The sequence below is a fragment of the Novacetimonas cocois genome, assembly GCF_003311635.1.
Taxonomy (GTDB): Bacteria; Pseudomonadota; Alphaproteobacteria; order Acetobacterales; family Acetobacteraceae; genus Novacetimonas; species Novacetimonas cocois.
Window position 1 is genome coordinate 15,927 of the sequence record NZ_QEXL01000015.1, and the last position, 19,773, is coordinate 35,699.

Sequence of the window (19,773 nt, forward strand, 5' to 3'; positions counted from 1 at the left end):
ACGCCGTGTAGAAATATACGCTTTTCCCCGGCGGAGGGGTGGCCGAGAGGCTGAAGGCGGCGGTTTGCTAAATCGCTGAACGGGGTAACTCGTTCCGTGGGTTCGAATCCCATCCCCTCCGCCAATTTTCCCCGACATACAGCGACAACAGGTGACAGAACCTGCAGGTTTCTGTCGTTTTATCGCCTTCTGGCCCGACATGCGGCGACATGGAAAGAGGTCGAATGATGTATGTGATAGGGTATTAGGATCCGGCGCCTCTCCCCGATGATGCACCCAGTCGGCAATATCCATGATTGGCAATGTCATGGACGCCGCCCGACAGCAGCACCGAACCACGGGTCACTGCGTAATAAAGGGGAAATATCGCACACAGAATCGGACGGATACGCTGCGTACCTGTATCCGAATCTTTACACCGTCTGCAATGGTGTAAAGCGTCCCAGCGCCACGCTTTTTACAGATGACCAGAAGCGCGATCATTGTGGTTGTCCGCGTCCTGTCGCCTATCCTGCCAGAGGTTCATTCTCTGATCATTGATAAGCGCTATGACAAAGGTCATGGTCAGGAAGTATCGACCACGCGCGGCATTGCGGTCTGTATTCCTTCAACAAAACACGAAAAAAGGCGACTGCCTTACGGCAGACATCTTTACGGATAGCTGCATAGGGACGAGACTTCTTCAGCAAACTTGAAAAGTGGCATGGTATCACGACGCGTTACGATCGTTGTGCCCATACTTTCTGCTCAGCCATCTGCTTCGCGGCTATTTTCATTTTCTGGAAACCATAAAGAGGTCTGCTCTTGTCATAAATGAGAGACGACCGAAAAGCAGATCGATTACGCCTCCAAATGCTCAATGGAAAAAACATCCCAAAGACGCAATATCTCTGATAAAGACAGCAAGCCGACTCTGACTGTTTACATCGAGTTTATAGAATATATCCTTGAGTATGGTTCTGGCATACTGTTCCGATATTCCAATCAGTTCCGCTGCTTTACGTGGTGGGCAACCAGATCCGACAACACTGGCAAGACGTGCCTCTGATTTTGTCAGACCCAATGTCTGCATGATGTTCGAAACATCAAGCAAAGGCATACCCAGTTTTTTAGCAAGCAGAACGATACCTGACCGTTCCCATTGCCGTGGCGCTACAGTTATATATGTCGCCCCCATTATATTTCACGCTGATCAGGCTATCGCCAAAGCGCGATAACAGACCCCACGTCATCAGATCTGTCTGAAGAACAGGCGTTTTGTACCCATCCACAAAAAAACCGGAGATTCCTGCAACATTGAAATTCCTACAACCAATTTTAATGATGCAGGAATCCCATGCCGGTCTGCATGGCGGTACGCAGCACTTCCGACCAGATCCCGCCACCTCCGGGGCCGCCCCTACCCCCGCCTGGCATACCGCTATTTTCTGACCCGTCGGTAACAGGCAGGCCGTCATCATCCAGAGGCTGCCTGTGTCCGGCACAACCGGCAAGGATAAACAGACACCCGGAAATCATCATGAATCGGGACAGGAAACGCGTCATCTAATTCGATCCGCCAATCCGGATCCTTGATACGTCCACGTCATCATGCGCTTCCCCGGCCGATGTTGCCGGTCCTGCCTTGCCACCGCGTGGTATGGGGGGCGGACCGCAGCGGCTGGCGGACTGATCCATATCTGCTGGAGGGCCCCTATGCCCCCCGAACCCGCCATCAGGTGGCCCGTCGCCCCCCATGCCTCGTCCCATCATGCCACCGAGCGTACCGCCGCCGGGCATCATGCCGGCCATCCCGCCACCGGGTCCGAAACCGCCCCCGAAGCTTTCCGACAGGCCACCGTGGAATCCTCGCCCCAGACCGGATCGCATGCCCGATGGCTGCTCCCTTCGACAGGTGGCATCCGTGTCATAACCGTGCCCATGGCAGGCACCCAACATCAGCGGAAGCAACAGGCATATGGGCGCGATAACCTGACGGGTGGGGATCATTCGGGTTCAACAGTCGTTTAAAGGTGTCCCGACATTATCAGCCCGTCCGTTTCATTATTTGTTACGAAGTTTTATTTAATGATACTGACTGTATGTGCAACTGGATCAAGCGGAACACACTTCTCCGCCCCACAGCAACCTGTCTCACGCCGGATGACATTCCATGCCATGACTTGGCCGCTGCGTTATGGAATGCCCCTTTGCATGCACAACAGATACAGGCGGTTCGCTGAGAAGAATGCGCATACGCATCAACGCCCCCGGCAGGGAATATGATCACCTGCGCAGTATTCACATGCTCTGCGATCTACAAATATACATGGCTTTTTATTAAAATCAGGACTGAATCCCAAATATCCTTCCAATACCTGCCGTCACCATCATTGCCATGATCCCCCAGAATATCACCCGCAATGCAGGACGCATGGGCGCGGCCCCACCTGCGCGGGCCCCGACAATCCCCAGAATGGCAAGGCCGATCAGCGAAATCGCGGACACCGTCCACGCGACCATCCCGGGTGGCGACACCACAGCCGTCAGCACGGGCAGTATCGCACCGGACGAAAACGCGCCCGCAGATGCAAGGGCAGCCTGCACCGGACGCGCTGCCGTCGCCTCGGAAATACCGAGCTCGTCACGGGCATGGGCACCCAGCGCGTCATGTTTCATCAGCTGAAGGGCAACTTTTCGCGCCAGAAGATCATCCAGTCCACGCTGACGGTATATTCCAGCCAGTTCGCTTACTTCAGCATCCCAGCTACTGCCCAGTTCCTTCTTTTCGCGGGCAAGATCCGCTTTTTCGGAATCCGCCTGTGAACTGACGGATACATATTCCCCCGCCGCCATGGACATCGCACCGGCCACCAGACTGGATATCCCGGCCAGCAGGATGCTTCCCTGTGTCGCATGTGCGCTTGCAACGCCCATGATCAGGCTGGATGTCGACAGGATACCGTCATTCGCCCCCAGAACAGCCGCCCGCAGCCAGCCAAGGCGCGACGTCGCATGCCTCTCCACGGTACGAAGCGGGGAACTATTTTCCATATCCATCGGATACATCTTTCGTCATCAGCATTCTTTGAAAAACATCATCCCTGAGAATGAAGTAATGAAAACACGCGGCCAGCGCGTGCCCCGTTGCCAGCAGCATGATCAGCCAGCCATTCCAATGGTGCAGCCATCGCAGCAGGCTGACGGTCGATGCCGGGAACCTGCCAAAGGGCGGCATGATCTGCAGGGATACGAAGCTCATGGCCTGTCCGTTTCCCCACCGCCACAGATAACCCAGGCAGATTTCCAGCAGGGTCAGCCCGTACAGGCCATATTCCACGCTGCGCGCCATCACGCAGTCCAGCCAGCGATCCGATGCCCGGATCCACCGTCCCCACTTCAGGCGCCACAGCAGACGAAGGGGCAGCAGCACGCCCAGCACCATGCCCATTGTCAGATGCGCGACCACAAGCTGATGATGCAGCGGGTTGCGAAACAGGCCCCATAAATTGGCACTTACGAACTGCAGCACGATAATGACGGCGCAGCTCCAATGGAAAAGGATCGTTGTCGTGTCGTAACGCGGGGCGGAAAGACGGAGCGTCTGTTTCATTCCTTTGTTATATATTCCCCACATGACGCGGACCTGAACGCAGATGCCCCGTCTATTCCCCTTCCGGTGTCATCATGATGATTTCCGGATCGGGAAAAAGAAGGGAGACGCCAAACCCCCGGTCTGATCCTGCAAGAGGTGAGCGCAGTTGCAGGCGGACATCCATCTGTCTGGCGATATTGTTCGCGATCGCCAGCCCCAGTCCGCTGCCCCGGACGCTGGATCCGCCACGAACGAACGGACTGGTCAACCGCGCCAGCGTGGCGGGCATCAGGGCGGGACAGTCATTGGTTATGTCAATGCTGCCATCGGGCAGTACGGTCACATGCACCGCCGCGGCGTCTTTTCCATGCAGCAGGGCATTTTCAAGAAGGTTGCGGATCAGAATGCCGGTCGCATCCATGTCGCCATGAACAAATATGTGGCTGATGCCATTCGTCGTCATGTCCATGCTGCGGCCATCCCTGGGATTATGCCCCAAGTCATCAACCAGCACATACAGCACGGCCAGAAGATCAAAACGGTCGCGCCGGAAGGCAACGCCAGAGGAAGCACGGGAAAACTGCAGCAGTTTTTCCACCGTCCGGCCCAACCTGCGGGTTCTGTCGACAATGACGTCCACCCGCCGGCCCGCCTCTGATTCCGCAGGCACCATGCGGCCCAGCATCTGCACCTGCGCCAGCAGGGCAGCCAGCGGGTTGCGCAGTTCATGCGCGGCACTCGCAGCAAAGGCCCGTTCGGTGGACAGCGCCGTCTCCAGCCGCGACAGTAGGGTATTGACGGCATGCTGGATGGAAATCAGCTCGACAGGCAGGTCCAGTGACGGGACAGGACGCAGGTTGCCACTGCCGCGTGACTGCATCTCGTCATGCAGGCGGTCCAGCGGGCGCAGGGCGCGACGCACGATCAGGCGCACCAGCAGCCAGATGACCGGCAGGAAAACAAGTATCGGCACGACCGCTATTGCCGTCGCGCGCAACGTGGCGCCGCGACGATGCAATGTCGGCTCCCCCACCAGCACGCGATAGGCCGTCGTGGTCGGGGCCGCGACATAGACCCGGAAATTCGGCGTATCGGCAAATCCCGTGCGCATGTCGGGCACGAAAGGATCGACCGGGGCATTCTGGGAACGCAGGACAACGTGGCCGGCCGGATCGACAACCTGATAGGCCAGCGTCCGTGGCCCGACGTCGGGCACCCATGCGACATTGTCCGAATGTGGTTCATGCGGCCGGGTCGCGATCGTGGCCTGCAGGCGTTCGGACACTTCCTGAAGGGAATTGTCCAGCCGTTCCGTGATCTCGTACCGGGTAAAACCAGCCACGGCGATACTGAGGGCCAGAAGACTGACGGTGACCACCGCCAGCACACTGCTGACGATCCGGGTGGCGAGGCTCCAGCTCTTCATGCGGCGGCGCCATGGGCCAGGCAGTATCCCCGGCCACGGACCGTCCTGATGACGGCATTGCCAACCTTCTTGCGCAGGCGGCTGATGAAAACCTCCACCGTGTTGCTGTCCACGTCATGGTCCAGCGCGTACAGGGCCGTGTCGATCTGCTGGCGCGAATAGATCCGGCCGGGATTGCGCGACAGCAGTTCCATGATGGCCCATTCCCGCGCGGTCAGGTCCAGCATCTGTCCATTGCGTGCGACGGAACGGTTTTCCCGGTCGATCGTGATGTCGCCGATCTGATGACGCGCCTGCCTGCGTGGCGCCGCGTACCGCCGCGACACCGCCGCGATGCGGGCCACGAGTTCGTTCAGGTCATACGGCTTGACAATGTAATCATCCGCGCCATCGGACAGGCCCGCAATCCGGTCGCTGACCTGATCCTCCGCCGTGGTGATGAGGATGGCGATATCGAACGAAGTCCGGCGGATTTCACGCAGCAGGTCCCGGCCGTTCCCGTCCGGCAGGCCAAGATCCAGCAGCATGAAGTCGTAATCCACGGTCGCCACGGCCGCGCGCGCATCCTCCAGCGTCGTAAACCAGTCCACGGCATGCCCGTCCAGCCGCACGCGTTCCTGCACCGCCGTCCCAAGGTCATGTTCATCTTCCACAATAAGGATACGCATCAGTCCTGAACCTTCTCTCGCATCACGCGGGCATACAATGTGGGCAGCACCAGCAGGGTCAGCAGCGTGGACGTGACCAGCCCCCCGATCACCACGCTTGCCAGCGGGCGTTCGACCTCCGCCCCGGCGCTCTGGGAAAATGCCATGGGGAAAAAGCCCAGGCTTGCCACCAGTGCCGTGGCCATGACCGGACGGAACCGCGATTTTGCTGCGACAAAGGCCGCCTGCGCCACCGCCATGCCCCGTGCCCGCAGGGCCGCGATCTCGCTGACCAGCACCACCCCGTTCAGGATGGCCACCCCGAACAGCGCGATGAAGCCGATCCCCGCCGAAATGCTGAACGGCATGCCCCGCGCCGTCAGCGCCATCACCCCGCCGGTCGCCGCCACCGGCAGGTTGACAAAGACCAGCAGCGCGGGCCGGACCGCGCCAAACGCCACCACCAGCAGCACGAAAATCAGGCCAAGGGCCACGGGCAGCACGATTTCCAGCCGCCGCATGGCCGACTGCAGGTTACGGAACTGCCCGTCCCACTGCGTGGTATAACCCGACGGCAGCCTGACATCATGGGCCACGCGGGCCTGAGCCTCGGCCACAAAGGAGGCAAGGTCGCGACCGCGCACGTTGGCCTGCACCACCATGCGCCTGCGCACGCCATCGCGGCTGATGCGCGGCGGCCCGTCGACCTCGTGCACATGGGCCACCTGCGACAGCATGACGCTGCCCTGCCCGTCCATGCGCCGGACCTGCAGGTTTCCGATGGCCGCGGCAGAGGCAACATTACGGGGATCAAGGCGGACCTGCGTGCCGATGATGGCGTTGCCCACGATGACCGGCCGGCCGATATGCCCGCCCACGGCCTCCACCGTATCAAGGATGTCCTGCACCGCCACGTCGCGGCTGGCGGCCTGCGTGCGGTCGATGTCGGCCACGATCAGCGGCACGGTGCCATCCCCCGCCGCCGCGACGTCCGCCGCCCCCCTGACCGCCGATATGGCGGCTACCACCCGGTCGCCCAGATCGGCAAGGGTGGACAGGTCATCGCCAAAGATCGACACGGCGATCTGCGTGCGCACCCCCGACAGCAGGTCATCCATGCGCATCTGCACCGGCTGGCTCCATGAATAGAGCGCATCGGGCAGTTCACGCCGCAGGGTGTCGTCCATCGCGGCCACCAGCCCGGCCTGCGTGCGGGCGGTTTTCCAGGTGGAAGGCGGATTGAGGAAGATGAAGCTGTCGGTTTCGTTCACCCCCATCGGGTCGGTCGGGATGGCGGACGTTCCGGTATTACTGACCACGGAGCGGACCTCGGGAAAGCGGCGCAGGATCTGCTCCTGCCGTGTCACCGACGCCAGCACCGTATCGAGCGAGGCCGAGGGCAGGCGCGTGGTGGTCACCGTCAGCGCCCCTTCGTCAAGCTGGGGAATGAACTCGCCCCCCAGCCGTGTCGCAAGCCCGGCGGAGACGACCAGCACCGCGAGCGTGCCGCCGAACAGGATACGCGGATGGCCCTCCCCCCATGTCACCATGCGTGCATAGGGACGGCGCAGGAAGGCGATCAGCCGCGTATCGCCCACGGGCCGCACCCGCCCGAGCGCGAGGGCCGCCAGCACCGGCACGCAGACAAAGCAGTAGGCCAGCGAGGCCAGCAGCGCCATGATGACCGTCTGCGCCATGGGACGGAACATGTGTCCCTCTATCCCCTGCAGGGTCAGGATCGGCAGATAGACCATGATGATGACCAGGATGGCAAAGCCGACCGGACGCATGACCTGCTGCACGGAGGAGATCACCAGCGGGATGAATTCCGCCTCCGGCTCCTCCCCGCGTCGCGACAGGACATGTTCGATCACCACCAGCGAGCCATCGACGATCATGCCGAAATCAATCGCGCCAAGGCTGAGCAGGTTGGCGGAAATGCCGAACTGCCGCATGCCCGCCATGGCGCAGACAAGGGCGACCGGAATGACGGAGGCGATCACCAGCGCCGCCTGCCAGCTTCCAATCACCACCACCAGCACGCCCGCCACGAGTACCGCCCCCATCAGCAGGTTGTCGCGCACGGTGGCGATGGTCTGCCCGGTCAGCGTGGCGCGGGTGTAATAGGGCTCCAGCGTAACGCCCGCGGGCAGGGCCTGCCTTATGCCCGGCAGGGCGCGGTTGATGGCGGCAAGGGTGGCGTCGGAACTCGCCCCGCTTTGCATCATCACCACGCCGATCACGATCTCGCCCCGCCCGTCGCGCGTGACCGCCCCCAGACGCGTGCGCGCGCCCGTGGCAATCCGCCCGAGGTCACGCAGCCGCACGACGGAACCGTCGGCGTTGGTCCGCACGGCGATATTCCCGAAATCCGCAAGGCTGCCCACCAGCCCGCGCCCGACCACGCTCTGCTGTTCGGCATGGTGGGTGATCCACCCGCCGCCCGATGCCGCGTTGTTCGCGTCTACCGCACGATAGACCTCGCCCACCGACAGGCTGGCCGCGATCAGCCGCGCCTGCTCCAGCGTGACTTCATACGTCTCTTCCGCCCCGCCATTGACGTTGACATCCACCACGCCGGGCACCAGCCGCATCTGGGGTACGACGGTCCAGTTCATGATGCGGTTGAGTTCCATGAGCGAACGCCCCGCACCCCGGATCTGGAACTGCATGATCTCGCCCATGCCGGTCGCCAGCGGCCCCATTCCGACCGTAATGCCGGGCACCGATATGCTGGCGCGCGCCTGCTGTATGCGTTCGTTCACGCGCGTGCGGTCCAGGTTGATGTCGGTATCATCGGCGAACTGCACATACACCACCGATACCCCCCCGCGGGAGACGGAGCGCAGGTCGGTCATGCCGGGAATGCCGGTCATGCTGGCCTCGACGGGAAAGGTGATGAGCTTTTCCACCTCCTCCGTCGCGAGGCCGGGCGCCACGACGGAGACGAGCACCTGTTTGGGCGAAATATCGGGCACGGCCTCCACCGGCAGCCCCAGCACCACCATGATGCCTGCGGCCAGCAGCAGCCCGAGACCGCCCAGTACAAGCACCCGCGCGCGCAGCAGGGCCTCAAGATACCTGCGCGCCATCAGTCCGCATCCATCCCGGCCAGGCCGATGACCGAAAGCAGGGCGAAGCTGCCATGAGCCACGACCTGTTCACCCCCCTTCAGGCCGCCACGCAGCACCGCCCGCGTCCCGTCATCGAACGCCACGTCAACCAGGGCGGGCCGGTAATCCGTCCCGTCAATCCGCACGAACACGATGCTGCGCCCGTCAAGCCGCTGGATCGCCTCGGCAGGGATGACGATGCCCGCGATGCTATCGCGTTGGGCCAGTGTCGCATCCAGCACCATGCCGGGCACCAGCGCGCCCGTGGGGTTGGCGACACTGCTGATGACCCGCACCAGCCCCGTCAGCGGACTTGCCATGCCATCCACCGTGTCGATACGCGAGATGAGCGGCCCCGCCGCCGCCTGCGTCACCTGCTGGTCCCCCGGCGCGATACGCGCCGCCTGATCGGGCGCAATGTCGGAGACGATCCATACGCTGGACAGGTCCGCCACGCTCGCCACGTCCATGGCTGGCTCCAGATCGCCCGCGACGGATGTATTGATCGCCTGCACCATGCCATCGATGGGGGAAATCAGGGTCGAGGTCTCGTCCTGCCCCGCGCGTCCGCCCTGTTCGGAGACGGAATTGAACTCCTCGTCAAAACGGTGGCCCAGCGTGTCCACGTCCGCCTGACGCGCGCGCATGGTTGCATCGGCCTGCGCCAGCGCGTCCTGCCTGCGGCGCAGTTCGGCAATGGATATGGTCTCGCCCGCCAGTTCGCGTGCCCGCCGCACCGCGCCCGCCGCGTCGTTCCTTGCGGCGATGGCGGCCATCAGCGCGGCATGCATCTGCGTGGCCTGCAGGCGCGCGACATGCAGGGAATGGTCCTGATAACGCAGCAGCGCCTGCCCCTTGCGGATGGGACTGCCCGGCCGCACCAGAACCGCCAGCACCTTGCCACTGCCCGCGGGATGGATATGCACGACGCGCGTCGTATCGGGCATGACCCGGCTTATGACCGGCAGCACGGGCGCAAGCCGACCGGTCATGGCCGTGGTGGTCGTAATGCCTTCGTTGACGACGGCGGCCGCATCCAGCTTCACGACCGGGGGCAGCGTCCCGTCCGCGCCGTAGGCCGGCAGGCAGGACAGGCCCATGACGAACATGGCGGCGACGACAACGCGCATCATGGCACGATGCCTGTTGCGATCAGCATGCGGATGCTGGCGACATGCCATTCCACATCCGCCCGGACGCTGGCCCGCCGGGCCGTGCATGCCATCTGGCGTGCGGCCAGCGCGGTATCCAGACTGACCTCCCCCACACGCCATGCGCGTTCCTGCGCCATTGCCCGTGCCTCCATGCTGTCGGCGGCGTTCCGGGTGGCCTGCCGCGCCGTCGTGGCCGCGATCAGGCGTTCACGCACGCGCATCATTTCCAGATGCACCATGCGCCGTGCCTGCGTTTCCTGACTGCCTGCCGCAGCCAGCCTGTTCCGGGCCTCGGACATGATGGGGGCGTTTCGGACCTCGCTGGGCAGGGGAATGCTGAAATTCACGCCCACGCGGTTGTCCCACGGACTGCCATACTGCTTTTCATGGATCGCATCCACGCCGATTTCCGGGTTGGGCATGAAAGAGCGGTGCGCCAGCTTCATGTTGGCTTCGGCGGCCTCCACGTTCCGGTGCGCGGCCCGGACGCGCGGATCGTTGTCTTCCATGTCACGCGGGGCGACGAAACGGGCCTTCGTCACGTCGCTGCCGCCATAACGGTCAAGATCGGGCACGACCGGACGGCCCAGCAGCACCTCCAGCGCGGCGGTGGCATTGCGGGCCTCCTCCTGCGCCAGGGCCAGTTCGCCACGGGCGTTCTCCACCGCCGCCTGCGCCATCTGGCTGTCGGCGGAGGCCAGTTCCCCGCCACGCACCGCGTGCGCGACGCTGGCGCTGATCCGCGATGTCGCCTCGTACAGTTCGCGGGCGACGTCCGCCCGCGCGCCTGCGATCCGGGCCGCGGCACTGGCGTCAAGCACCCGGATCGACAGCGCCAGATGTTCGACATTGAGCTGCTCGTCAATGGAGGCCGCCTCCGCGCTGGCGACCTGCCGGGTGGCGCTTCCCTGTCCCGGCAGCCACAGCGGCACCGACACCCCGCCCTGATAGGTCGTATAGCCTTCGTTACTGCCCAGCATGTGGTCATCCATGTATTCGCCCGACAGGACGGGGCCACCGGCGAACCATGACCCCGCAGCGCTGGCGCGGGCCCTGGCGGAATGGTGGCCCACCTGCAGTTCGGTGCGCACGGGATCGATGGCCCACGCCATGCCGACCGCCTCATGAAACGAGGGGGCGGGCCGGGGCGCCTGCGCCTTTACGGGAAAGGTCCAGATCATGGCGCAGGCCATGGTTGCCAGCAGGATGGGGAACATGCGGCTGATCACGCGTTTCGCGTCATGGAATGACGGAACCGCCATGAACGGTCCGGGCGGCAAGATCACTCCACAGCCGCGCCATCATGAGACTGATGTCGGATGTTACCGAAAACGGGGACTGGGAATGCGCGAGGGGCGAAAGGGACATGCGCTCCCCGATGACAAAGTGCCCCTGCGCGAACAGGCGGGCAGAAATCGATCCCTGCTGCCCCTGCCCCATGGGCCGCATGACGGCAATACGCAGATGGGGCGACGGGGTGGCAATCTGGCTGAAAGCGTGCAGTTCCCCCTCGCTGGACGGACAGGCGACGCCCTGAAGCACCGCATCACGCAGGACGGAATGGGGATACCCGCCATACATGCCATCGACATGCAGCCGGATTCCCTGACGGACAGTCATGCATATGCCCTCAGTGCCGCTTTCCGCCCGCGCGGCCGGCAGGGTCAGGAAGAAGGCACACAGCGCATGCAGGCCGGCCAGAAATATCCATCGCATAATGTGTGGCCATTCCCCAGCATATATGGAACCTGCGTCATCATCATGATGACGGCATGTTGATAACAGGGAAAGCTGACGCGAACCTGAACGGATTTCCTACAGATGGGAAGTTCCGTGAAATCTTATTATGAAAATGATTATCATTACAATAAAAATTGTCCATACCGACAGACAAGCCGGGGCGATTACTTCTTTCGTCCTCTCGGCCACGCCCCTGCACGCGGCCGTAACTGCGGACAGGACATGCGCGACATGAAAAGCCGGGCCGGTTGAACAGCCCGGCCATACCTTCCCGCTCAGGATTTCCGCCGCGTGGCGACCTGATTGCCGACATGGGTGTAAAACGTTCCGGACCTCAGCGCGGTTTCAATTTCTTCCAGCGTGGTTCCGGCGGTTTCAGGCACGTATTTCCACACGAACGCAAAGGCCGCGACATTTATGAAACCGAACAGCCAGAACGTGCCCGTCGTGCCCAGCGCCTGCACCAGCGACAGCGTGACGAGGGAGACGAGCGTATCGGACAGCCATACCGTCGCACTTGCCATGCCCATTGCCTTGCTACGGACGAAAAGGGGAAAGACTTCGGCCGCGATCAGCCATACCGCCACGGAAAGCGACCCGAAATTAAAGAAGATATAGCCCAGCAGCGACACGACCATCAGGACCAGCCGCACCCCGACCAGCGGCGCGGAACTGAGGAACACGGCCCCCAGCACGAACAGCGACAGCGCCGCGACCGGCAGCATGCACAGCATCATGCGCCGCCGTCCGACACGATCTATCAGCGCAATGCCCATTGCCGTCGTGATCGTGGATGTGACGCCCACCGAAACCGATGTCAGCAGTGCCGCCGAATGGCCAAGTCCTACCTGCGACAGGATGATGGGGGCGTAATAGACGATCACGTTGGGGCCGGACAGCTGTGAAAAGGCTGCAACCCCCAGCGCTGCGATCAGGGCCGGACGGATCCAGCGCTGCCGCAGGATGGACCCGCCGGTCCCGGCGGCCTGCCCCGCATCGACCGTCAGGACATCATCCAGTTCCTGCCGGACGATATCCTTGTGCCCGCGCAGCCTGTACAGGATCGAGACGGCATGCTGTTCACGTTCATGATGCAGCAGCCAGCGCGGGCTTTCCGGCAGGAAGAGCATGCCAAGGGCAAGCAGGATTGCCGGAATGGCCCCCAGCATGAACATCGCCCGCCATGATTCGGCACCGCCGGAGAGTTCATACCCGACGAAGAAAGCCAGAAGCAGGCCAAGCGAAAAGACAAGCTGGAACAGCGACACCAGCCCGCCACGCCGGGACGCCGGGGCCAGTTCAGCGACATAGACCGGCACGATCTGCGTCGTCGCGCCAATCGCCACGCCCAGCCACAGGCGCGCGGCGATCAGGGTGCTGACGTCCGGCGCAAGCCCGCATCCCAGCGACGCCGCGATGAAGATGCCGGCAGCCCCCATGATGGCCGGCCGGCGGCCCCACCGATCCGATATGGGGCCACTGATCAGGGCGCCGAAAACCGCCCCGATATTCAGGGCCGCCGCCACCCATTCCTGCCCCGCCGTGGACAGGGAAAAGGTCTGCGTCACGAAAATCAGGGCAGAGGCGATGATCCCGGTATCATATCCGAATAACAGCCCCCCGACGGCGGCAACCGCAGCGGCGATGGAGACATAGCGGCGCGCGGAAAGGGTCTGGTCTCCCCGGTGCACGATGGTCGCCAGGGCGGACAGCGCACGTTTATGGGTATGGTAACGCGATGTGTCCTGAATATCCGGGATCGTGGACATGCCGGGGTTCCTTTTTCCCTGTGGCAAATTTCCCTGCGGCAAAAGGGGCCGTTAATCAGCCTGCGTCGGATGCACCGAAAATATCGCGCAGGGTCTGTTTCATCACGCCCGCGTCAAGCGTCCTGCCAAGCCACAGCTCCACCCCGATCACGCCCTGATTGACCAGCATGCCCAGGCCATCAAGCGGCGTGCAGCCACGCTGCCGCGCTTCGCGCAGGAAGCGGGTCATGGGGGGATTGGGAATGACGTCCGCCACGACCTGCCCCTTTGCCAGCGTATCCAAATCGACCTCCACCATGGTGTCGGCATCGCCCAGCCCCACCGATGTGGCGTTGATGACGATATCGGTGCCTTCGGGAACGCGGGCATTTCCCACCCATGGGCGGGCGGTCGCGTCGCTTTTTGTATTGTCGCGCACCAGTGCGGCGATGGTTCCGGCTTTCGCCGGGTCACGATTGACCACGGTGATATGGGCGACACCCGCCAGTCCCAGTTCCACGGCAATGGCCCGGGCCGCGCCACCGGCACCAAGCAGGAAGACCTTTTTGCCCGCCGGGTCGATCACCTCCCTGAGGGAGGCAAGAAACCCCTTGCCGTCCGTATTGTTGCCAACCAGCCTGCCGTCACGAATGGCAACGCAGTTCACGGCGCCGATAATCCGCGCGGCCTCGGCCAGTTCGTCCAGATATTCGATAACGGCCACCTTATGCGGCAGGGAGCAGTTGAAGCCCACCCACTCCATCGCCACCGCCCCCCGGACCGCCGCGGCCAGGTTACCGGCCTTGACGTCACAGTTGATATAGCGCGCATCGATCCCGGCATGGCGGTACGCGGCCTCGATCATCGCGACAGTGGGATTGTCGGCGCAGGGCGTGGAAAATGATCCGGTAAGGATGCTGCGGAAATTCTGGTTGCTCATACGGCGTTCCCGATGGATGAAGAATCAGATTGCATAGCTATGCAAAACAAGACGCTTTTTGCGTCCGGGCGCAAGCCCTAATCATTCAGTCGCCGCAGGCCGTGCTGCCGCGTTCGATCAACTGCGCGTCAACGACATGGGTGCGTGAAAGGGGGGTATCCTTCGCCCCAAGCGCCTCATCAAGCAGTTGCATGGCGCGTGCGACCATCTGTTCGGTATGCTGGTCAAAGGATGTCAGGTCATAACTGCGCCATGCGGCCTGGGGAATGTTGTCGTACCCCATGATGACGACATCACGCGGACAGAGCAGGCCCATGCGTTCGCGCAGGGCATCAATCACGCCACAGGCCATCATGTCATTGCTTGAAAAAATACCATCCGGCCGGATATTGCGTTTCCACAACCCGATGACGGCGTCGTACCCGCTGTCATATGTATCGTCGCCCTGCAGGCGGGTCAGGTCGGCCACTGGCATGCCTGCCTCGCGCAATCCGTGGCAGAATCCCTCCCCCCGCGCGCGGGAAGCCGTGTTCCGGACAGGACCGGCCAGCCATACGGGACATGTCACCCCACGCCGCGCCATCAGTCGCGCCGCGACAAGGCCCGCGCCATGGTTGTCGGAATTCACGGTTGAAATCCACGGTCCCACCAGGGACGAATTGAAGCAGACGACCGGGATGCGAAGCTGGGACAGCGCCCGCGCCACCGACTTCGAACCGATGGCAAGGGAGGTAACGACGGCATCGATCCTGTAGCTGAGCAACTGGTCAAGCGCACTGTCGAGAGTCAGGGCGTCATCCACATGCATGAGCAGCACCTGAAGGCCGCTTTCACGCAAAGCGATCGCAAGACGTTCAAGCGCCGTGGCATAGAATGGATTTTCCAGCCCCCCGATGACCACTCCCACCATGTAAGACCGACCCGACAGCATGATGGCCGGAATGCGGTTGGGCCGGTACCCCAGGCTGGCGGCAGCGGCCAGCACCTTCTGCTTGGTGCGGGCCGAGATGCTGGCATCAGGCGAAAACGCACGCGACACGGCCGACTGGGACACCCCGGCTATGCGGGCGACGTCGGTGGAGGTCACGGCGCGAACGGCGGTTTTCTCCTGCTTGTCAAGGCTCATGCAACTCTCCCCGCGGCATCGTATCGCCAACCGCCCGTTCCGTCAGTGGATTTATTGTTCAGGGAAAAGATATCCACTTTTCGACACATGCCGGAACGTTGGAGATAACCGGACCTGTGGTGCGCGGCCCGGGGACCGCGCATGAAAGAGACTGCGGCATGATGATGGATCGCACAGGCGGTATCGGGTTCTTTCGGTCCTGAGAGATTCATTCATATGATTGTTCAATAGGCAGACAGACATCCTGATTGGGGAAAGATGACAAATCCTGCAAAAAATCCAGAAGGACATTTGAAAACCACAAACACAATATTCGTATTTCCTCTTATTGCGTTCCACCATTTTCATGATGGGAATAAATTCGAAGTTCCATGTTCGTATATTACGCGTTCAGGAAATATTTCGCGTTTGTCGGAAGTGTATCCGAACTACAGTCCTTCAAAAAATAAATGGAATATATCCTGTAATAAGCGGAGGTTTCCCCCATTGGCCTGAAATCAGGAAGGCATACCCGACCATTGGCACGCACACGTGAAACGCCCCCACAAAGCTGCGGCAGCTTCGATCAGAAAACCTTCCTGACAAATCCCTCTTTTGCGTCAGCCGCCGGGCTGTGATCTCGAAAGATCACATTGCCGATCATGTGCTGCCAGTCATCGGTCAGGCCAAATCCGAACCATGTTGTCAGCACGACATCCCAACCGCGCCGCGCAGCGGCGAAACCGGACAGGATCGGACCCTGTTTTCCGTAATGCTCCCGCATCTTCCGCCATGGACAGCCAGCCAATACGCAGGCCACAAGCCGATTGCCCGTTTCACATCCATCAGGTCGCCATGCATTCATGGGTCTTCGCAAAGTTCCGCGATGAATCATCGCCTGCATCAACCTGAAAAGATTTCCGGCCAGCAAATGACCGGGCCGTACACAGGGCAGCCACGTCCGCTGCTCATGGCTATCGCGCCATCGCCAGCAACCGTGAAAACCGGCCTGCTCTTTTTGTATTTACGCTCATTCACCTATATTTTAACCTACCTGTCACTGAGCGCACAGGACATTATATATAATGTTCCCTCATCGCCCTGATGAGATATATGAACATAGGACAGATCATCATGCCTCTTGATCAGATGCGTCGGAACATGTCGGAAAATAAGGGTTTTATCGCGGCCCTGGACCAGAGTGGCGGCTCGACGCCGGGCGCGCTGCGGCATTACGGCATCCCCGACAGCGCCTATAGCACCGATGCGCAGATGTTCGCCCTCATGCATGAAATGCGGGTAAGGGTCATTACCGCCCCCGCCTTTACGGGCAAGAAGATCATTGCAGCCATCCTGTTCGAGCAGACCATGAACGGGCTGGTAAAGGACACGCCTGTTCCCACCTACCTCTGGAAAGACAAGGGCGTCGTCCCGTTCCTGAAGGTTGACAAGGGTCTGGAGCCCGAAGCGGGCGGCGTTCAGCTGATGAAGCCCATTCCCAATCTGGAGGCCCTCCTTGATCAGGCGATCAGCAAGGGCATTTACGGCACGAAAGCACGTTCCGTCATCCGCCTGCCCGAACGCGAAGGCGTGGCGGCGATCGTCAAGCAGCAGTTTGCCCTTGCGGAGCAGGTCGCGGCGCGGGGACTTGTGCCCATCCTGGAACCCGAAGTCCTGATCAAAAGCCCGGACAAGGCCGGGGCGGAAACCCTGCTGCATGATGAACTGCATCGCGGGCTGGACGCGCTTCCCGGCGACTATCAGGTGATGATCAAGGTCTCGATCCCGGAAAAGGCGGACCTTTACCTTGACCTCATCAAGCATCCGCGCGTGCAGCGTGTGGTGGCACTTTCCGGCGGTTATCCGCGCGATGAAGCCTGCCAGCGCCTGTCGGCCAACCACGGCATGATCGCCAGCTTCTCCCGCGCGCTGCTTGAAGATCTGCGTTACACCATGACCGACGCGGAATTCGACGCGGCCCTTGCAAAGTCCATCGACCAGATTTACGCGGCTTCGACCCAGAAAAACTGAGATTTGCCGCCGGTGGGTTAAATCGTGCCTTTACGGTAAGGGCACGATGCGAGCCGACGTGAAGGCTGGCGATGAAAGCCAGCCTTCATGGGGCATCATTCGGAATTTTGTGTGCCTGTCGTTATCGACAGTTCGAATGTCCCCAATGGACATGGGGATGTTTGCCTTACCTTGAAAAAGCATTTCACATAACCCCGTGAAATTGTAAAAGTTTTTGGTGAAGCTTTTTCCAAAAAGCTTCAAAGAATGCAGCCGTTGTGGATATCGGGGTCATCGCCTCGGCAAGGGTATAGTGGCGACAACTCCCCTGCCCCATCGGTATGATCGTCGCTATTTTCCACATCATTACGTTCCCTCTCCCGCAGGTCGCATTTTTTGAACCAGACGACCTGACACCTCAATCCATTTTGGTTTGCGAACAATAAGTCACCGCCATATCATGCCGGCATGAAGATATTCCCACGGCCCACCACCCGACGCCTCCTTCTGGCTTTCACCGCCGCCTTCGCCACAATGGGAGCAGGTCCCGCACCTTCGCTGGATTCCCTTGAAAAGGCGCATTTCAAGGCTGAATGGGCGGCAAGTCCGGTTAGCTCCACCCAGCTTGGCATCCATGATACGGACGCAAAGCTCGACAACGTTTCAATCAGCGCCATAGACGCGCAGACGAAGCGCCTTCATCGCGAACGTGACGCGCTGGACGCGCTCGATGTCTCCGCCCTGCCGCAACGCAGGCAGGATGATCGCGATATCCTCAAGGCGGATATCGATCTGGAACTGATCACAAACGAGCGCATACAGCCCTTTCGCCACAACCCGGATTTTTACATCACCCTTGCCACCGACGCGCTCTACAGCCTGATCGACCGTGATTTCGCGCCCCTTCCCGTCCGGATGAAGGACGTCATTGCCCGTGAAAAGCAGATCCCGGCGATGCTGGCCAGGGGCGAAAAACAGCTTGAGCAGGTTCCCGCGATTTTCATCGAGATTTCCAAGGAAGATCTGGAAGGCACGATCGTTTTCGTGCGTGACAACGTACCCGCCGCCTTCGCCAGCGTGAAAGATGACAGGCTTCAAGCCCAGCTTAAGGCCAGCACGCAGGCGACGCTTGCCGCCCTTTCGAAATTCCAGACGGCGCTCAACGCCATCAAACCGTCCGGCACCTTCGTGCTTGGCGCTGATACCATCCGCGCGATGCTTGCCGCCGATATGGTCAACACGCCTATCGACACTGTCATCAAGGCTGGCCGCGCGCAGCTGGCCCGCGATCAGGCCGCGTTCCATGCGGCTGAACGCCAGATCGATCGCCGCCATCCAGATCAGGCCCTGGCCGAAATCCGCAAGGACCATGTCGCGGCCGATGCCCTGAACCAGCTGGTGCGCACCCAGCTTACGGATACTCAGGGCTTCGTGATGTCACATAACCTCGTGACGTTGCCCAACACCACGCTGCCCGTGGTCACCGATACGCCAGGTTTCGAACGTTCCATGATCACGGCGGCAACGGACTGGCCCGGCCCGTTCGAAACCAAGGCCACGACATCCTTTTACTACGTGACGCCGATCGACCCGAAACTCAGCCCGGCGAAGGCTGAGGAATCACTCGAAGATGCCAACACCCCGTCCATGCTCAACGTTACCGTGCATGAAGCCATGCCGGGCCATTTCGTGCAGGGGCTGTACCTGCGCGCCAATCCCGACTGGTCGCTAACCCGCAAGGACGGCCGGTCCTATGCCACCACCGAAGGGTGGGCGCATTACACCGAACAGATGATGATCGAGCAGGGATTCCACGCACAGGATCCCAAACTGCATCTTGCGCAGTTGCAGGACGCCCTGCTGCGTGACTGCCGTTTCCTCGCATCATTCGGGATGCACACCCAGGGCATGAGCCTTGCCGATGCAACAAAACTGATGCAGCAGGAATGCTACCAGTCCTCTGTCATGGCTTACAAAGAGGCTCGTCGAGGCACGGCCGATCCCGGTTATTATTCCTATCTGCTCGGCAAGCTCATGATCCTTCACCTGCGTGACGACATGCGCAAGAACGAGGGCAAGGCATTCTCCCTGAAGGCATTCCATGACGGGCTGCTTGGCTCCGGCCTTGTGCCCATGCCCATCATCCGGCGTGAAATGACCGGACGGAATGACCCCATGCTGTAAAAGAACTGCCCGACAAAAGGGCACAAAGGTTTCGAGATGTCGCCTTTTTCCACAGGAGGCGACATTTCCTGAAGCTTTTTGAAAAAAGCTTCACCAAAAACTTCTTTATGATGACAGGCTTTTTCGAAGACG

At 61.2% G+C, this 19,773-nt stretch carries 15 protein-coding genes and 1 tRNA gene; 3 read left to right on the forward strand and 13 right to left on the reverse strand.

Going from position 1 to position 19,773, the window contains the following annotated elements; translation table 11 throughout:
* Positions 1–32 precede the first annotated feature (32 nt).
* Positions 33–124 (forward strand) — tRNA-Ser (locus NJLHNGOC_RS11515).
* 732 nt (positions 125–856) lie between these two features.
* On the opposite strand, the gene NJLHNGOC_RS15715 is transcribed toward NJLHNGOC_RS11515, so the two are convergent.
* The 13 genes from NJLHNGOC_RS15715 to NJLHNGOC_RS15720 form a co-directional block, all read right to left on the reverse strand.
* A complete protein-coding gene (locus NJLHNGOC_RS15715; RefSeq protein WP_133258737.1) occupies positions 857–1,177 on the reverse strand; it encodes a helix-turn-helix transcriptional regulator in 321 nt (106 codons plus the stop codon).
* Positions 1,178–2,325: 1,148 nt separating this feature from the next.
* Positions 2,326–3,033: a VIT1/CCC1 transporter family protein gene (locus NJLHNGOC_RS11530; protein ID WP_113596547.1), complete on the reverse strand. Its 708-nt coding sequence runs from the start codon at positions 3,031–3,033 to the stop codon at positions 2,326–2,328.
* The gene (locus tag NJLHNGOC_RS11535; RefSeq protein WP_113596495.1) at positions 3,023–3,592 is read right to left on the reverse strand and encodes a cytochrome b; all 570 of its coding nucleotides are present in this window, start codon (positions 3,590–3,592) and stop codon (positions 3,023–3,025) included. Before NJLHNGOC_RS11535 ends, NJLHNGOC_RS11530 begins: the two co-directional genes overlap by 11 nt.
* 52 nt (positions 3,593–3,644) lie before the next feature.
* Positions 3,645–5,000, reverse strand: coding sequence for a sensor histidine kinase (locus tag NJLHNGOC_RS11540; RefSeq protein WP_113596496.1), 1,356 nt, complete (start codon positions 4,998–5,000; stop codon positions 3,645–3,647).
* A complete protein-coding gene (locus NJLHNGOC_RS11545) occupies positions 4,997–5,668 on the reverse strand; it encodes a response regulator transcription factor (RefSeq protein WP_113596497.1) in 672 nt (223 codons plus the stop codon). Before NJLHNGOC_RS11545 ends, NJLHNGOC_RS11540 begins: the two co-directional genes overlap by 4 nt.
* The gene (locus NJLHNGOC_RS11550; protein WP_113596498.1) at positions 5,668–8,739 is read right to left on the reverse strand and encodes an efflux RND transporter permease subunit; all 3,072 of its coding nucleotides are present in this window, start codon (positions 8,737–8,739) and stop codon (positions 5,668–5,670) included. Before NJLHNGOC_RS11550 ends, NJLHNGOC_RS11545 begins: the two co-directional genes overlap by 1 nt.
* Positions 8,739–9,890: an efflux RND transporter periplasmic adaptor subunit gene (locus NJLHNGOC_RS11555; RefSeq protein WP_113596548.1), complete on the reverse strand. Its 1,152-nt coding sequence runs from the start codon at positions 9,888–9,890 to the stop codon at positions 8,739–8,741. The genes NJLHNGOC_RS11550 and NJLHNGOC_RS11555 overlap by 1 nt, the downstream gene beginning before the upstream one ends.
* Positions 9,890–11,131, reverse strand: coding sequence for a TolC family protein (locus NJLHNGOC_RS11560; RefSeq protein ID WP_113596549.1), 1,242 nt, complete (start codon positions 11,129–11,131; stop codon positions 9,890–9,892). The genes NJLHNGOC_RS11555 and NJLHNGOC_RS11560 overlap by 1 nt, the downstream gene beginning before the upstream one ends.
* Positions 11,132–11,153: 22 nt before the next feature.
* Positions 11,154–11,630 (reverse strand): hypothetical protein, encoded by a 477-nt coding sequence (locus tag NJLHNGOC_RS11565; protein ID WP_239021495.1) that lies wholly within the window; start codon positions 11,628–11,630, stop codon positions 11,154–11,156.
* Positions 11,631–11,929: 299 nt separating this feature from the next.
* Complete coding sequence (locus NJLHNGOC_RS11570) at positions 11,930–13,423, reverse strand: sugar porter family MFS transporter (RefSeq protein WP_113596499.1); 1,494 nt, start codon at positions 13,421–13,423, stop codon at positions 11,930–11,932.
* Between the two features lie 55 nt (positions 13,424–13,478).
* Positions 13,479–14,342, reverse strand: a complete 864-nt coding sequence (locus tag NJLHNGOC_RS11575; protein ID WP_113596500.1) for a shikimate dehydrogenase family protein — start codon at positions 14,340–14,342, stop codon at positions 13,479–13,481.
* 85 nt (positions 14,343–14,427) lie between these two features.
* Positions 14,428–15,468 carry a LacI family DNA-binding transcriptional regulator gene (locus tag NJLHNGOC_RS11580; RefSeq protein ID WP_113596501.1) on the reverse strand — a complete coding sequence of 347 codons (1,041 nt, stop codon included), beginning with the start codon at positions 15,466–15,468 and terminating at the stop codon, positions 14,428–14,430.
* A 565-nt stretch (positions 15,469–16,033) separates the two neighbouring features.
* Positions 16,034–16,351: a hypothetical protein gene (locus NJLHNGOC_RS15720; protein WP_133258739.1), complete on the reverse strand. Its 318-nt coding sequence runs from the start codon at positions 16,349–16,351 to the stop codon at positions 16,034–16,036.
* Between the two features lie 230 nt (positions 16,352–16,581).
* On the opposite strand from NJLHNGOC_RS15720, the gene NJLHNGOC_RS11590 reads away from it, so the two are divergent.
* Both NJLHNGOC_RS11590 and NJLHNGOC_RS11595 read left to right on the forward strand, forming a co-directional pair.
* Positions 16,582–17,478 carry a fructose bisphosphate aldolase gene (locus tag NJLHNGOC_RS11590; RefSeq protein ID WP_113596551.1) on the forward strand — a complete coding sequence of 299 codons (897 nt, stop codon included), beginning with the start codon at positions 16,582–16,584 and terminating at the stop codon, positions 17,476–17,478.
* 447 nt (positions 17,479–17,925) lie between these two features.
* The gene (locus NJLHNGOC_RS11595) at positions 17,926–19,641 is read left to right on the forward strand and encodes a DUF885 domain-containing protein (protein WP_113596503.1); all 1,716 of its coding nucleotides are present in this window, start codon (positions 17,926–17,928) and stop codon (positions 19,639–19,641) included.
* Positions 19,642–19,773 lie beyond the last annotated feature (132 nt).

What these genes read in the sequence shown, in the direction of transcription:
- NJLHNGOC_RS15715 (WP_133258737.1), bottom strand. Translation starts at nt 1,177, where the DNA reads ATGGGGGCGACATATATAACTGTAGCGCCACGGCAATGGGAACGGTCA.
- NJLHNGOC_RS11530 (WP_113596547.1), bottom strand. Translation starts at nt 3,033, where the DNA reads ATGGAAAATAGTTCCCCGCTTCGTACCGTGGAGAGGCATGCGACGTCG.
- NJLHNGOC_RS11535 (WP_113596495.1), bottom strand. Translation starts at nt 3,592, where the DNA reads ATGAAACAGACGCTCCGTCTTTCCGCCCCGCGTTACGACACGACAACG.
- NJLHNGOC_RS11540 (WP_113596496.1), bottom strand. Translation starts at nt 5,000, where the DNA reads ATGAAGAGCTGGAGCCTCGCCACCCGGATCGTCAGCAGTGTGCTGGCG.
- NJLHNGOC_RS11545 (WP_113596497.1), bottom strand. Translation starts at nt 5,668, where the DNA reads ATGCGTATCCTTATTGTGGAAGATGAACATGACCTTGGGACGGCGGTG.
- NJLHNGOC_RS11550 (WP_113596498.1), bottom strand. Translation starts at nt 8,739, where the DNA reads ATGGCGCGCAGGTATCTTGAGGCCCTGCTGCGCGCGCGGGTGCTTGTA.
- NJLHNGOC_RS11555 (WP_113596548.1), bottom strand. Translation starts at nt 9,890, where the DNA reads ATGCGCGTTGTCGTCGCCGCCATGTTCGTCATGGGCCTGTCCTGCCTG.
- NJLHNGOC_RS11560 (WP_113596549.1), bottom strand. Translation starts at nt 11,131, where the DNA reads ATGTTCCCCATCCTGCTGGCAACCATGGCCTGCGCCATGATCTGGACC.
- NJLHNGOC_RS11565 (WP_239021495.1), bottom strand. Translation starts at nt 11,630, where the DNA reads ATGCGATGGATATTTCTGGCCGGCCTGCATGCGCTGTGTGCCTTCTTC.
- NJLHNGOC_RS11570 (WP_113596499.1), bottom strand. Translation starts at nt 13,423, where the DNA reads ATGTCCACGATCCCGGATATTCAGGACACATCGCGTTACCATACCCAT.
- NJLHNGOC_RS11575 (WP_113596500.1), bottom strand. Translation starts at nt 14,342, where the DNA reads ATGAGCAACCAGAATTTCCGCAGCATCCTTACCGGATCATTTTCCACG.
- NJLHNGOC_RS11580 (WP_113596501.1), bottom strand. Translation starts at nt 15,468, where the DNA reads ATGAGCCTTGACAAGCAGGAGAAAACCGCCGTTCGCGCCGTGACCTCC.
- NJLHNGOC_RS15720 (WP_133258739.1), bottom strand. Translation starts at nt 16,351, where the DNA reads ATGCAGGCGATGATTCATCGCGGAACTTTGCGAAGACCCATGAATGCA.
- NJLHNGOC_RS11590 (WP_113596551.1), top strand. Translation starts at nt 16,582, where the DNA reads ATGCCTCTTGATCAGATGCGTCGGAACATGTCGGAAAATAAGGGTTTT.
- NJLHNGOC_RS11595 (WP_113596503.1), top strand. Translation starts at nt 17,926, where the DNA reads ATGAAGATATTCCCACGGCCCACCACCCGACGCCTCCTTCTGGCTTTC.